Origin of the sequence: Marinobacter sp. UBA3607 (assembly GCF_002375525.1) — a bacterium.
Taxonomy (GTDB): Bacteria; Pseudomonadota; Gammaproteobacteria; order Pseudomonadales; family Oleiphilaceae; genus Marinobacter; species Marinobacter vinifirmus.
The window spans coordinates 1-13,447 of record NZ_DFLY01000015.1 but is presented as its reverse complement, the minus strand read 5'-3'; the positions used below and the strand labels follow the sequence as shown (position 1 = coordinate 13,447).

Sequence of the window (13,447 nt, the reverse complement as noted above, 5' to 3'; positions counted from 1 at the left end):
TGCCTGCTGGCAACTCAGAGAAGCTGGTCGATCACCAGCCCGGCAAATACCGCAAACCCGGCCCAGTTGTTGTTCAGGAAGGCCTTGAAGCAACCTTCCCGGGCACGGTCGCGGGCCAGGTACTGGTGATAGGCAAACAGGCCTGCCATTACCGCCACGCCCAGATACCAGAACGCGCCCAGTTCTGCCTGGCCTCCTACAATTACCAGGATCAGCACCACCAGCGCCTGCAGTATGCCGATGATCGCCCGGTCGGCTTCGCCGAACAGGATGGCGGTGGATTTAATGCCGATTTTCAGGTCGTCATCCCGGTCCACCATGGCATAGAGCGTATCGTAGGCCACGGTCCACAACACGTTGGCGGTGAACAGCAGCCAGGTAAGCTGGCTCAGCTCGTTGGCCTGGGCGGCCCAGGCCATGGGGATGGCCCAGGAGAATGCGGCCCCCAGAAACAGCTGGGGCAGGTGGGTGTAGCGCTTCATGAACGGATAGATAAACGCCAGCAGGGCGCCGCCGAAGGACAGGTACAGGGTCAGCCGGTTGGTGAACAGTACTACCATCAGGAAGGAAACCAGGCACAGGCCCAGAAACAGGGCAACGGCTTCCCAGGACTGGATGCGGCCGGTGGTCAGGGGGCGGTCCTGGGTGCGTTTTACGTGGCGATCCCAGTCCCGGTCGGCAAAGTCGTTGATGGCGCAGCCGGCGGCCCGCATAAAGAACACGCCCAGGGTGAAGATAATGACGTTGGCAATAGACGGGCTGCCGTCGCCGGCCAGCCAGAGTGCCCAGAAGGTGGGCCAGAGCAACAGCAGGCTGCCGATAGGCCGGTCAATGCGAAGCAGGCGGGCGTAGTCGGCCAGGCGTGCCTGGACAGGGTCTGGCAGGGCATTCTGCAACATGGTGCGCTCTTCCGTGGGTCAGGTGCGTGGCAAACACCGAATTATAGCCAGCCAGGGCCCGGGGGTTAAACCGAAGCTTACCGGTACAGCACCGGCAACAGGTATTCGCCCACCATCAGGGCGTTTTTGCCGTGGTGGAACAGGGAGCGCCGGGCCAGCCGGGGCTGAAGCGGATGATCGGGCTGGCACAGGCCGGTTTCCAGCGGCCCCCGTGACCAGTCCGGACTGCTGAACAGAAAGGCACCCAGGGGCTTGTTGCCCAGGTGGCGCAGTTGCCTGCCCTTGCCTTCAAAACAGTGGTGGGGGATGACGGTGCGGGCCAGGACCCAGGGCTGGCCATCGCCGCACAGGCGGACTTCGCGGATCCAGGCCTGTTGTCGGGGCTGCAGCCCGAGCCGGCGAACCTCTTCCGGGAACGGCGTGGCGTAGCCTTCGCGCGCGACTTCCACATGGAAGCTCTCGAGGCACCGGTGCTTCATGGCCTGGGTGAAAGACCCTTCCACCTGCAGCCAGTAGCGGGCCGGGCCGTGAACCTCCGGGTTGCGCAGCCCGGCCGCAGCCAGCGACCGGTACCAGCGGGTAGGCGGGATCTTCAGGCTGTTTTCCCGGTCAGAGTCCTTTGACAGCATAGATGCCGGGGGCGTTACGCCAGTAACCTTTGTAGTCCATGCCGTAGCCGAACAGGAAGCGGTCTTCAACGTAGAGGCCTGTGAAGTCGGCTTTCAGGCCCGGACGGGCCTTGCGTTCGTGAATCTTGTCGACCAGTACCGCTGTCAGCACTTCCCGGGCGCCGTGGGCCAGGCAGTAGTCAGCGATGGCGCACAGGGTGGTGCCTTCATCCAGGATGTCGTCGACAATCAGCACCGTGCGGTCTTTCATGTCGGATTCCGGCTGGAGTTTCCACTCGAGGATACCGCCGGTGGTTTCCTGGCGGTAGCGGGTGGCGTGCAGGTATTCCGCCTGCACCGGGAATTTGAGGCGGGGCAACAGCTGGCCGGTAGTGATCAGGCCACCGTTCATAACGCAGAACAACAGCGGGTTACTATCTTTCAGGCGATCGGTGATGGCCGAGGCCATGGTGTCGATGGCAGCACTTACCTGTTGTTCGTCCACCAGGCAGTCGGCTTCAGCCATGACCTGGTTCATTTCCGCGACGGTATCGGTCATAACGGTCGGTCCTGTCGTAAAACCGGCGATTATACCGAACCGGTTGCCCTGAAGGGAGGGGCTGATGGTGAACGGACTATCTGTAATCATGCCTATTGGCACAAAACCCGGGCAACCGGCGTCTCGCGCGGCATTGGTCACAGGCCGGGCGGAGGGTATTATGGCGCCCGGGATTTTAACGGAGAGCAAGTATGAAGAAGTGGCAGTGTGTAGTGTGTGGTCTGATTTACGACGAAGCCGAAGGCTGGCCGGAAGACGGCATCGAGCCGGGCACGAAGTGGGAAGATGTGCCGGATGACTGGGTGTGCCCGGACTGTGGCGTGGGCAAGGAAGACTTCGAGATGATCGAAATCGGCTGATTAACGGAGCAGGACTATGACCGACCAGGCACCGATTGTAATAGTAGGTACCGGATTGTCCGGATACTCGCTGGTGCGGGAGCTGCGCAAGCTGGATAAAACCACTCCGGTGGTGATGGTAACCGCAGACGATGGCGTGAATTACTCCAAGCCGATGCTGTCCACCGGCTTTACCAAGGGTAAGGATGCCGAGGGGCTGGCCCAGGGCGACACCGGGGCAATGGCCGAACAGCTGTCGGTGGACATTCGCACGTTCACCACCGTTACCGGTATTGATACCGGTGCCCGCGAACTGGTGCTGGGCGACGAGCGGCTGGCCTACAGCAAACTGGTGCTGGCCTGGGGTGCGGATGTGATCCGCCTGGGCCTGGACGGTGATGGTCTGGACCGGGTCTATTCCATCAACGACCTGCTGGATTACCGGGCGTTTCGCAAGGCCCTGGAAGGTGGCAAGCGGGTGGCCATCATGGGGGCCGGGCTGATCGGCTGCGAGTTCGCCAACGACCTGCGCAATGGCGGCTACGAGGTTGATGTGATTGCCCCCGATACCCAAGTGATGCCAAGCCTGTTGCCGGAAGCTGCCGCCAACGCCGTGCAGCAGGAGTTGCAGGCCCTGGGCGTGAACTTCCATCTGGGCACGGTAGTGCAGAGGGTTGATCGTGACGGGCAGGGCGTAAAGCTGTTGCTCGCCAATGACGATACCCTGGCAGCGGACCTGGTAGTCTCGGCGGTCGGCCTGCGGCCGCGCACCGAGCTTGCCCGGGCGGCCGGTATTGAAACCGGTCGCGGCATCCTGGTTAACCGGGCCCTGGAGACCTCCGCGCCGGATGTCTATGCCCTGGGTGACTGTGCCGAGGTAGATGGCCAGGTGCTGCTGTATGTGTTGCCGCTGATGGCCTGTGCCCGCGCCCTGGCGAAAACCCTCACCGGTGAACGCACCCAGGTGAGCTATGGTGCCATGCCGGTGATGATCAAAACCCCCTGTTGTCCCACAGCGGTGTGTCCGGCACCGGCCGGCGCCGAAGGCGAATGGGACATCGAGCAGGAGGGTTCAGACGTGAAGGCCCGTTTCCTGTCGCCATCGGGCGAGGTGCTCGGCTTTGCGGTGACCGGTCGGTTTGCCGTGGAAAAACAGGCGTTGTCGCGGGAAGTGCCGCCCATCCACAGTGACTGAGCGTTGCGAAATTGTTTCACCTGAGGTAGAAATTCTTTCGTAAGCTAAGGAGCTGGTCGCTGGCTCCTGACCAAAACAACAGGAGCGTGCATGCTGGAAATAACCCGGAAGCTGATTGATTTGCTGGATTTGTCGCCCATCGGAGATGACCATTTTCAGGGTGACAGTGAGAATCTCGGCTTTCCCCATGTGTTTGGCGGCCAGGTACTAGGCCAGGCGTTGATGGCGGCCAGCCGCACCGTTGAAGGCCGGTTGTGCCATTCATTGCACGCCTACTTCCTGCGCCCCGGCAATCACAGCATGCCGATTGATTACGAGGTTCAGCGGGTTCGTGACGGCGGTTCTTTTTCTGTGCGGCGGGTGATTGCCCGCCAGGATGGCAAGGAAATCCTGACCGGTTCTATGTCGTTCCAGGAGGCCGAGGCAGGCCTCAGCCACCAGTTTCCGATGCCTGAGGCACCGGCGCCGGAAACCCTGAAATCCGAACAGGAACTGGGCCAGCTGCTGGTTGACCAGGTGCCGGAGAAACTTCGGGAGGTGCTTACCCGCGAGCGGCCCATCGAAATTCGCCCGGTGAACCCCGGTAACCCGCTCAAGCCGGAGAAGCAACCGCCCTACCGCCAGGACTGGTTCCGTGCCCTGGGGCCCCTGCCGGATGATCCTGCCTTGCACCGCTGCCTGCTGACCTACGCCTCGGATTTCTCGTTCCTGGGCACCTCCATGGCACCCCACGGCCGCAGCTTTATGAACCGGAACATGCAGGTGGCCAGCCTGGACCACGCCATCTGGTTCCACCGGGATTTCCGCATGGACGAATGGCTGCTGTACGATAAGGATAGCCCCAGCGCCTCCGGCGGTCGCGGTTTTAATCGCGGTAACTTCTTCACCCGGGATGGCGTGCTGGTGGCTTCGACCACTCAGGAAGCACTGATCCGGGAACGTAAGGCCTGAGGGTTGTAACCCCTTAGCCAGTCGACCATGTCATCAAAGGGTAGCGGCCGGGTGAGGAAGTAGCCCTGCACCATATCACACCCCATGTCTTTCAACAGCGACAGGGTTTTATCATCCTCCACCCCCTCGGCCACGACGGTGTAGCCGAGGCTGTGGCACATGTCGATGGTGGTGCGCACGATCACTCTATCCTGCTCCCGTTCCACTATATCGGTAATCAGTGAACGGTCGATTTTGATTTCGCCGGCCGGCAACTGCTTGATGTAGGACAGCGACGAATAGCCGGACCCGAAGTCGTCAATGGAGAGCGGAATGCCCGCGGCATCAAGCGCGTTCAGCGCCCGCAGGGAATTGGTGGGGTCCTGCATCATGGAGGTCTCCGTGACCTCGAAGGTGATGGCCCCGGAGTGGATCTGGTAGCTTTGCATCAACCGTTGCACGAACACGGCAAAATCCGGTTCCCGTAGATTGTTGGGCGAGATGTTGACGGCGATTCCGGCATCCCAGCCGATCTCCAGCAGCCGCCCCCGCATTTCCAGGGCCTCTTTCAGCACCCATCGGGTCAGGGGTTTGATCAGCCCGGTCTGTTCGGCCACCGCGATGATTTCATCGGGCCGAACCGGCTGTTCCCGCCTTGGCCAGCGAATCAGTGCCTCAAGTCCGGTAATGGCGCGGGTGCGCAGGCACAGCTTGGGCTGCAGGTAAAGAGTCAACTCATTGTGATCGATGGCGTGGCGCAGGTCGGAGACCAGAGTCAGTCGGTCGGCGCTGTAGGAGTCCCGGGAGGATTTGTAGTAGGCAATTCCGCGGTCTCGGGCGCGGTCAGAACCTTCGGCGATCACCGCCCGGCGAATCAGGGTGTTGGCATCGTTTCCGTGAGTTGGGTAGAAAGCCACGCCCAGCTGTGGGTTCAGGGGAACCTGCATGCCAAGGAAATCTACCGGGTAGCGGATCTCTTCAATGCTGCGCAGCACGATTCTGGGCACCGACAGCGCCTGGTCAGCATCCACCACAAAGGCAAAGGTTTGCGGGTCGAGGCTGGCCAGGAAGAAGGTTCGGTTGTCGGTCTGCTCCAGAGAGATGGCCCCAGGTACATCCTTGATCACCGCGTTGTAGTGTTTGGAGGCCAGCTCCAGAATGCGGTCGGTGTTGCGGTGGCCCAGAGTTTTGGTCACCGGGTACAGGTTGTTCAGGTGGATGATTACGACACCAAAGCGTTTACCACGCTGACTCCGGATCAGTTCGTTCAGGCGCATTTCGTAGCTGCTGCGATTGGGCAGGCCAGTGAGCGGATGGTGCAAGGCCTGGTCCATCAGCCGGAGTTCGGCTGTGCGCCGAGCTTCGAGTGCCTTGAGTTCCGCCTCCTGGGCCAGCACTTTCTGCTGGCGCTCGTGATAGATCCGGATGGCCAGAGCCAGGCTGAGCAGGATCGCCTGGAAGGCAGAACCCAGCTGCATGCCATAGACCGAGAAGAAACTGGTGGGAATCAGGCCATACTTGTTGGCGGCGGTAATGGCACTGCCCAGGGTCACAGCCCCCCAGGCCAGGGTGTAGTACACCGCCTGTGGGTTGCCTCGGGCCCATTGCAGGGGGCCGACGACAGTAAGCAGCAGGCAACTGGGAATTGCCAGGGCCACGGTTAGCCGGATACCAGTGCCGTAATCAATCACCATGGTCGACAGCGCCAGTGCTCCGTTCAGCAAGATAGTGGCGAGCATGAGACGGTCGAGCCGGGGGCTGCACTCGCGCAGCTTGAGGAACGACCGTGAGAACATGAGGGTGAACAGCATGGCCAATGGTATCGACAGCACCATGGCGTTGCTCTGAACTGCAGGGAGTGTCGGCCACAGGAACTGGTAGGTAGTACCGTTCAGGGTGCCGATCAGGATCAGGTAGCCCAGGGTCGAGAGCACGTAATAAAGATAGATGGATTCCCTGAGTGCCAGGAACACAAACAGGTTGAAGCAGATGGCGGTAATCAGGATGCCGTAGTACAGGGCGTGAACCTGGCTTTCAACGGAGCTCTTCTCAAAAAAGCTGCGATTGTTCCAGAGCCGGAGCGGCACCTGCATGGCGCCGTCGGTGTCGATTCTCAGCAAAATGCGGTAGTTGTGATCAGCTTCAAGCTGGAACGGGAACAGGAAATGGGGGTGTTCCACCGGGCGCTCCGAGAACGGCATGCGGTCGCCGGTCTGATAGCTCAGCTGGATTTCGCCGTCCCGCAACAGATAGAAATCGATTCGATCCAGATGCGGGTAGGCGATCTCCAGGAGATTGGTGGTTCCGGGCTGGCTGATCGGAAACTGCAGCCAGACCTGGTCCCGGGTGTAACCGAAATTGGGCGTTTGTCCGTTCAGGATTTGCCAGTCGCCGGATTCCAGGGCCTGTTGCGGGCTGCGTTGGTCGTCCGGCGCCAGTCTCAGGTACTCAATGGCCGGAATATAGCCATCACTGGCCGCCATGGCGGGAAGCGAAAGCGCCAGAAGAATCAGCAGGGCTGCCAGGGGTCGGGCCAGTTGCATCAGAATCACAGGTTACCGTTCTTGTCGTTATGGCCTGAGTATGGCCTGTCGTCTGGGGCGGCTCAAGCCGTAACCTGCAGACTTTTGGTAACTTGTGTAATTATTGGTCAAATCCCGTTAATCCAATCCCGGACCCAGGGCAGGGCTTCGGCCTCCGGCTCCATGGTTTCCAGTGCATCAATCCGCAGGGTGTCACCGACCTTGCGGGCGCCGGTTTCATACAGCGCCTCTTCCATCAGGTCTCCGGCACCGCAAAAGGTGTCGCCATAGGAGCTGTCGCCCAGCACGATCACGCCAAAGGGGCGGCCAGGCTGCTGAGGCAATTGTTCGCGCAAGTCCAGATAAAACGGCAACAGGTTGTCGGGGATTTCACCCTGGCCAGTGGTGGAGGTACACACCAGCAACGCGTCCTGGTTGTCGGTGATATCGGCCAGGGTTGGATTTTCCAGAACCGTGACGGTGTGCCCTTCGGGTTCCAGTTCCTGCTTGATACGGCGCGCTGTCAGCAGGGCGCCCCCGTAAACACTGCCGGTAAGTATGCGAATTGCTGCCATGTTACTGCCTGATGTTGGTGAATGTGCATGGAATACTGGCGGCGATGTTAGCGGTGCCCGCGGCAGGGCTCAAGCCGGGCTTTCTTCTGGCACCTGGCTGTCCTGGCTGCGTACCCTTGGGGCAATCCGGTTGCGGCCGTCACCCTTGGCACTGTACAGGTTGAGGTCGGCCTGCTTGAGCAGTTCGTTCACCGAACCGGCCTTGGAAATGGAGCAAACCCCGGCGCTGATGGTGACCGGAAGCTCCTGGCCCTGATGCTGGAACTTTGCGCTGGCGACTTCTGTACGCAGTCGCTCGGCCAGGCTGAGGGCCTGCAGCAGCGTGGTGTCTGGCAGCAGGATCAGGAATTCTTCGCCGCCCCAGCGCGCAGCGACGTCGGTTTGCCGGATCACCTGGCGCACCAGCCTGGCAAAGTGCTGGAGGGCAGTGTCGCCGGCATCGTGCCCGTAGTTATCGTTAATCCGCTTGAACAGGTCCAGGTCGATCAGGACCACGGAGAAGTGGTGCCCCGAGCGCTGGTAACGCGAGAATTCCGCGGTCAGGCGGCTGTGCATATACCGGCGGTTGGCCAGGCCGGTGAGTTCGTCGGTGCGGGCGGCCTGTTCGTGGCTTTGTGCCAGCTTGACCAGTTTGTTTCGGGTCTGGAGCCGGCCCGCTTCGAGGACGAAGCAGAAAATGGATTCGAAGGTCAGGGTGGCGAAAAACCGGATTTTGAAGTCGGTCGAGTATTCGCCGGTTACCCCGGGCAGGTCGGGGAACTGGAACACAATGATCGCCAGCAGGTAGCAGAACAGCAGGATAGCTGTGCCGGCTTTCAGGCTGGTCAGGAAAAACAGCAGGGGCGGGAATACATAGAACCACAAGGGCCCGGTGTTGCCCTCTCCGCCCGAGGCAATCAGGTAGGCGAACAGCAGGGCAACGGTTGTCAGTAGCCCGACCTTCTGTGTCAGCCGGTTGCCGGTCCGGGCATACCAGAGCATATTGGCCAGCACCGGTACATTGAACAGCCACAGCACGATGGCGTGGCTGTGATGGTCGGCAAACCAGGCCTTCAGGCCGATGCCGGTCAGGAACAGCAGGGCCATGCCCGACAACCCGTTCAGTAGCCGGGAGATCTGCCGGTCTTCATGGTCTGTGGATATGATCTGGCTGGCGCTGGGTGTATCCGTCATCTTGTGTTGTTCTTTTTGACAGGTTTTTGCGAAGTATGCGCCAAAAAATCGCGACTTTGGAGTGATGTCTGTCCGATTTGTGACCTTTCGCCTTCATGACAGTCCGGTTTCAATTTCATGATAAAAATTTTATAGTTTGCGCGCGGCAAGATTGCCGGATTCCATTATTCTGTTCACAAGAGATATGTTCTTTTATGGCCCGTTCCAGCAGCTTTCTGGATAACCTTCTCAGCAGCCCCTCCACGGAACGGTACAGGGTCGGTTTCAGCGTACTTTTCCTGCTCTGCGTCTGGCTAATTGTCGGTTCCTTCAGCCAGGGCTTGCCCAACAGCATGTTGTTGATGGCCGCTGCCGTGATCGGCGGTTACATGGCCATCAATATCGGCGCCAACGACGTCGCCAACAACGTGGGCCCGGCAGTGGGCTCCGGTGCCCTGTCGCTGGGAGCTGCGGTGCTGCTGGCGGCGGTGTTTGAAGCGGCCGGCGCATTGATTGCCGGTGGCGACGTGGTGTCGACCATCAAAGGCGGCATTATTGACCCGACAACCCTGGATGATCCGCGCGCCTTTGTCTGGCTGATGACCGCGGCCCTGCTGGCTGGCGCCCTGTGGCTGAACCTGGCCACCTGGATGGGTGCCCCGGTGTCCACCACCCATTCGATTGTCGGTGGCGTGCTGGGTGCCGGCATTGCGGCCGGTGGCTGGGCTATTGCCGACTGGGGCGTGATGGGCAAGATTGCCGCCAGCTGGGTGATTTCCCCGGTACTGGGTGGTGCCCTGGCGGCGCTGTTCCTGTTTGCCATCAAGAAAACCGTGTTGTACCGGCAGAACCTGGTGTCGTCGGCCCGTACCTTTGTGCCCGTCCTGGTATCGATCATGGCCTGGGCGTTCACAACCTATCTGATGCTCAAGGGCGTGAAGAAAATCGTAAAGGTGGATTTCCTGTCGGCGTCGATCATAGGCCTGGTGGTGGCTGCCGTGGTGTGGTTCATCATGCGCAACCTGGTGAGCCGTCGTGCCGCGACCATGGAAAACAGTTCCAAGGGCGTGAACACGCTGTTCACCTGGCCACTGATCTTTGCCGCCGCGTTGCTCAGCTTTGCCCACGGGGCGAACGACGTCGCCAATGCCATCGGGCCGCTGGCTGCGATCAACGATGCTATTCGCGCCGGTGGTGGCGTGGTGACCTCTGCCAGCATTCCGCTGTGGGTCATGATGGTGGGTGCGCTTGGCCTGGCCGTTGGCTTGATGTTGTTCGGCCCGCGCCTGATCAAGACCGTGGGCAGCGAGATTACCGAGCTGGACAAGACCCGGGCCTTCTGTATCGCCCTGTCTGCGGCACTGACGGTAATCCTGGCGTCCCAGCTGGGCCTGCCGGTCAGTTCAACCCATATCGCTATCGGTGGCGTGTTCGGTGTGGGCTTCCTGCGGGAGTATCTGAAGTCCAACTACGCCAGCCAGCTGCACAAGATGATCGAGCACCATGACCCGGCGGACCAGGAACGCCTGAAGCCGTTCCTGGACGATTTCCGCAACGCCTCTGTGGAGGAAATGGAAAAGCTGCTCAAGCAAGCGAAGAAGAAAAAGGAACAGGTGCCGCTGTCCAAGTCCGAGCGCAAGCGCCTGAAGAAGATTTACAAGGAAGAGATGGTCAAGCGCTCCCACTTGGTGAAGATTGCCGCGGCCTGGATTATCACCGTGCCGGCGTCTGCCCTGATGGCTGCATTCCTGTTCTTCGCCCTGCGGGGTTTGATGGTTTAATGCCGGGCGGGGCTGGTTAGTGCCCCGCGGTTTGGCCATACTATGAGCATCAGGCCCTGTGCGGGCCGTTTTGCTTCAACGCTATTTTTCAGGGAGTCAGGAATGAGTTCATCTTCCGAGAGCCGTCAGGCCAGAATGATTGAAGAGTTACGGGTGTTTATCAAGAAGGTCATGAGCGAGCCGACGATTGCCGTCAAATCCATGGAGATTGCCCGTAAGTATAAGGGGCAGCCGAACTCCGATGAATTGATCGCCCGCGAGATCAGTGCCAACACCACGATCCGGATTCCGGAGAACTGGAGTGAGGCGGACAAGATGTTCCTGGAGATCCTGCACGAGGTGCTGGATGACGAAGAGGCCCTGTATTAAAGCTTAGCCAGGTGCAGGGCAGGGTGTGCGAGGAGCTGTTCAAAAACCGCTCCTTCGGCACATCCCTGTGGCGCTTCTGCTCCGCCATCCCTGGCTCCGCAAATTTTTGAACAGCTCCTCGCACACCCCGCCCCGGGCATACGTCATGCCGCCAGTTTTCAATGTCACCTTAAGGAATTGGCCTCGTTCTTTCTGGCCGGTGTTATCCCTGGGCTGACTTAAGCCTGTTCTTTGCCTTTGATGGCCTGGGGCTCAATACCGCTTCCGCCATCTGATGCAGGATGGCCATTTCGTCTGCAATACCCTCATCCTTTGATAATTCCCGCTGTTCTTCCAGGATGTCTGCCAGGATCTCCGGCGTTGTTAACGGGTTAGCCAGCACTACCCGGAACACGATGCACGGGAAGTGGTAGTAACGGGCCGGTTCCAGTCGGGTTCGGGACACAAATGCTTTGCCGCGTTCCCGCTGGGTTTTCTGGATGAACTTGGTGATGCGGTTCAGGCAGGTGTTGAGCTTTTCGGCCTGCAGTTCGTCGGCCATGGCCAGGGCCTGCTGGACCGGTTCCGGGCAGTAGCGATAGGTCAGGATGTTGAGTTCCGGACGGGTGATGAGTTCGAAGTCCGGTTGTTCGTCGATCATGCCGGCGAAGGTCCTGGCTTTTTCGATGCCCTGGTTGATCAGGATTTCGTAGCCTTCCCGGGCCAGGATTTTCAGGCCGGAGTGGATCAGCATGGCCATGCCCGGGCGGGAGCCTTCGAGGGTGGTGCTGCCGAGGTCTCTTGAGCCTTTACGGATGATGTACTGGGCGTGGTGTTCTACCGCGCTGGCCAGGCTGGGGTCTTTGAAGACGACCAGGCCGGCACCCATGGGTACGTACAGCTGTTTGTGGGCGTCGAAGGTGACGGAGTCGGCCTGTTCGATACCCCGCAGCAGGTGTTTGTAGGTGCGGGAGAACAGGGTCGGGCCACCCCAGGCGGCGTCTACGTGGAAGTGGGCACCGAATTCGCGGGCGATGTCGGCCATGCTGTCGAGCGGGTCTACGTTGCCGGTTTCGGTGGTGCCGGCCACGCCGCAGATGGCCATGACCTTGATTTTCTGTTTCTGCAGTTCCAGACACTTGTCGCGCAGGGCGTCGGGCAGGATGCGGTTGTATTCGTCGGTTGCGACCGGCACCAGGGCGTCGCGGCCCAGGCCGAGGACGTCAGCGGCTTTGCGCAAGGAGTAGTGGCCACGCTTGGACACCACGATGGCGGCGCCTTCGTAGCCGTAGTATTTCAGGGCCCGGAACAGGCCTTCTTCGTGCAGGCCGCGGAAGCTGCCTTCGGCGGGGAAGGCGCGGTTGCGGGCCACCCACAGGGCTGTCAGGTTGGCGATGGTGCCGCCGGAGCACATGGCGCCCAGGGCGTGCCGGGGGTCGTGCATCCATTTCCGGTAGAAGGAGCCGTCCTGCTGGTACACCAGCCGGTGGATCATGCCCAGTACCTGGCGCTCCATGGGGGTGAAGGCCTTGGAGGTTTCGGTTTTGACCAGGTTCTGGTTCAGGGCAATCATGATTTTTGACAGCGGCAGCATGAAGTAAGGCAGTGCCGATGTCATATGACCGATAAAGGCCGGTGAGGCGGTGTGTACGGAGTTGGCGACCAGTTTGTCGAGCAGGAACTGGGCCTGTTCTGAGACGAACACGGGTTTTTCCGGGATCACATAGTCGGAGAAGTCTTTTTCGACTTCCGAGAGATCCCGTTCAACGGCAACGATGTGCTCCTGCAGGAACCCGGCCAGGTTGCTGGAGATATTCTGGTCGATACGGCTGAGCGTGGATTCCGGGGCTTCGGGCACCGTGAACACGCGATACATTGCCTCGACCGAGGCCTGGGCGGATTTTTTCTTTCCGGTCATAGCACCACACACACTCAGGGGTTGTCCGCGGGTCGGTTCCGGAAACCCGGCGGACGGGGCCGGGCTGGGCCCGACATTGAATTTGGTGGCCCGCCGGCAGGCAGGTCATCTACTCCTTGAGGGGCCGTAGTATAAGGCCTGTGCGGGTTTGACGCTATGCCCCGGGGCTTTCGGGGCGTGGCTCAGAGGATTTCCCGGTGGATGTCGAGGATGGGGGCGTCTATGCGCTCCTGTATGTCTTTTTCGACCTGGTCGAGGCGCTGGGTGATTTGCTGGGCGCTGGCGCCGAGGGCGGCGATGGTCCAGGTGGCGCAGTCGAGGGCTTCGTGGTCGGCGGTTTCAGCCACAGCCAGGTCGGGTTCTTTGCCCCAGATGGCTTTCATGGCGGTGAAGGCTTTGCGTTTGGCTTTTATGTCTTCGCAGCCGTAGAGCTGGAAGTGCAGGGTCAGGACGCCTACGTGGGGGGTGATGTCCTGGTGCTGTTGTGGGGTTTTGCCTTCTTTCAGCAGTTTTCTCAGGGCTTCTGACATGGTCTGGTTCCGCGTGTTGGTGCAGGAACCGGCGGGGGATGGCTTTCCAAAAACCGCTCCTTCGGCACTTCCATGTGGCGCTTCTGCTCCGC

13 protein-coding genes are annotated in these 13,447 nt (G+C 60.4%); 5 read left to right on the top strand and 8 right to left on the bottom strand.

Features of this window, described 5'->3' with window-relative positions; all coding sequences use genetic code 11:
- Window positions 1–14: 14 nt before the first annotated feature.
- From ubiA to B2589_RS05290, 3 genes are all read right to left on the bottom strand, one after another.
- Window positions 15–899 carry a 4-hydroxybenzoate octaprenyltransferase gene (gene ubiA, locus B2589_RS05300; protein ID WP_286815858.1) on the bottom strand — a complete coding sequence of 295 codons (885 nt, stop codon included), beginning with the start codon at window positions 897–899 and terminating at the stop codon, window positions 15–17.
- Between the two features lie 77 nt (window positions 900–976).
- The gene (locus B2589_RS05295; protein ID WP_286815857.1) at window positions 977–1,528 is read right to left on the bottom strand and encodes a chorismate--pyruvate lyase family protein; all 552 of its coding nucleotides are present in this window, start codon (window positions 1,526–1,528) and stop codon (window positions 977–979) included.
- Window positions 1,509–2,066 carry a hypoxanthine-guanine phosphoribosyltransferase gene (locus B2589_RS05290; RefSeq protein WP_094624938.1) on the bottom strand — a complete coding sequence of 186 codons (558 nt, stop codon included), beginning with the start codon at window positions 2,064–2,066 and terminating at the stop codon, window positions 1,509–1,511. Before B2589_RS05290 ends, B2589_RS05295 begins: the two co-directional genes overlap by 20 nt.
- Before the next feature lie 191 nt (window positions 2,067–2,257).
- Between B2589_RS05290 and rubA the strand changes: the two genes are divergently transcribed.
- The 3 genes from rubA to tesB all read left to right on the top strand — a co-directional run bounded on the left by rubA (window position 2,258) and on the right by tesB (window position 4,550).
- On the top strand, window positions 2,258–2,425 hold the full coding sequence (rubA, locus tag B2589_RS05285) for a rubredoxin RubA (protein WP_022988488.1): 168 nt from the start codon (window positions 2,258–2,260) through the stop codon (window positions 2,423–2,425).
- Between the two features lie 16 nt (window positions 2,426–2,441).
- Window positions 2,442–3,599, top strand: a complete 1,158-nt coding sequence (locus tag B2589_RS05280; protein ID WP_286815856.1) for an NAD(P)/FAD-dependent oxidoreductase — start codon at window positions 2,442–2,444, stop codon at window positions 3,597–3,599.
- A 90-nt stretch (window positions 3,600–3,689) separates the two neighbouring features.
- Window positions 3,690–4,550: an acyl-CoA thioesterase II gene (tesB, locus tag B2589_RS05275; RefSeq protein WP_286815855.1), complete on the top strand. Its 861-nt coding sequence runs from the start codon at window positions 3,690–3,692 to the stop codon at window positions 4,548–4,550.
- Here tesB and B2589_RS05270 read toward each other — a convergent pair.
- The 3 genes from B2589_RS05270 to B2589_RS05260 form a co-directional block, all read right to left on the bottom strand.
- A complete protein-coding gene (locus B2589_RS05270; protein WP_286815854.1) occupies window positions 4,517–7,072 on the bottom strand; it encodes an EAL domain-containing protein in 2,556 nt (851 codons plus the stop codon). The two genes, tesB and B2589_RS05270, sit on opposite strands and share 34 nt — an antisense overlap.
- Window positions 7,073–7,179: 107 nt before the next feature.
- On the bottom strand, window positions 7,180–7,626 hold the full coding sequence (locus B2589_RS05265) for a flavodoxin (protein ID WP_199452926.1): 447 nt from the start codon (window positions 7,624–7,626) through the stop codon (window positions 7,180–7,182).
- A 69-nt stretch (window positions 7,627–7,695) separates the two neighbouring features.
- Window positions 7,696–8,799 (bottom strand): GGDEF domain-containing protein, encoded by a 1,104-nt coding sequence (locus B2589_RS05260; protein WP_286815853.1) that lies wholly within the window; start codon window positions 8,797–8,799, stop codon window positions 7,696–7,698.
- 194 nt (window positions 8,800–8,993) lie between these two features.
- Here B2589_RS05260 and B2589_RS05255 point away from each other — a divergent pair, with 194 nt between their 5' ends.
- Together B2589_RS05255 and B2589_RS05250 are read left to right on the top strand one after the other, a co-directional pair.
- Window positions 8,994–10,559, top strand: coding sequence for an inorganic phosphate transporter (locus tag B2589_RS05255; protein ID WP_286815852.1), 1,566 nt, complete (start codon window positions 8,994–8,996; stop codon window positions 10,557–10,559).
- 102 nt (window positions 10,560–10,661) lie between these two features.
- Entirely contained in the window at window positions 10,662–10,928 is a 267-nt protein-coding gene (locus tag B2589_RS05250; RefSeq protein WP_286815851.1) for a hypothetical protein, read from the top strand.
- Between the two features lie 202 nt (window positions 10,929–11,130).
- Here B2589_RS05250 and panP read toward each other — a convergent pair whose 3' ends face one another.
- Both panP and B2589_RS05240 read right to left on the bottom strand, forming a co-directional pair.
- Complete coding sequence (gene panP, locus B2589_RS05245; protein ID WP_286815850.1) at window positions 11,131–12,825, bottom strand: pyridoxal-dependent aspartate 1-decarboxylase PanP; 1,695 nt, start codon at window positions 12,823–12,825, stop codon at window positions 11,131–11,133.
- A gap of 182 nt (window positions 12,826–13,007) precedes the next feature.
- Entirely contained in the window at window positions 13,008–13,355 is a 348-nt protein-coding gene (locus B2589_RS05240; RefSeq protein WP_058341978.1) for a DUF503 domain-containing protein, read from the bottom strand.
- Between the last annotated feature and the right edge of the window lie 92 nt (window positions 13,356–13,447).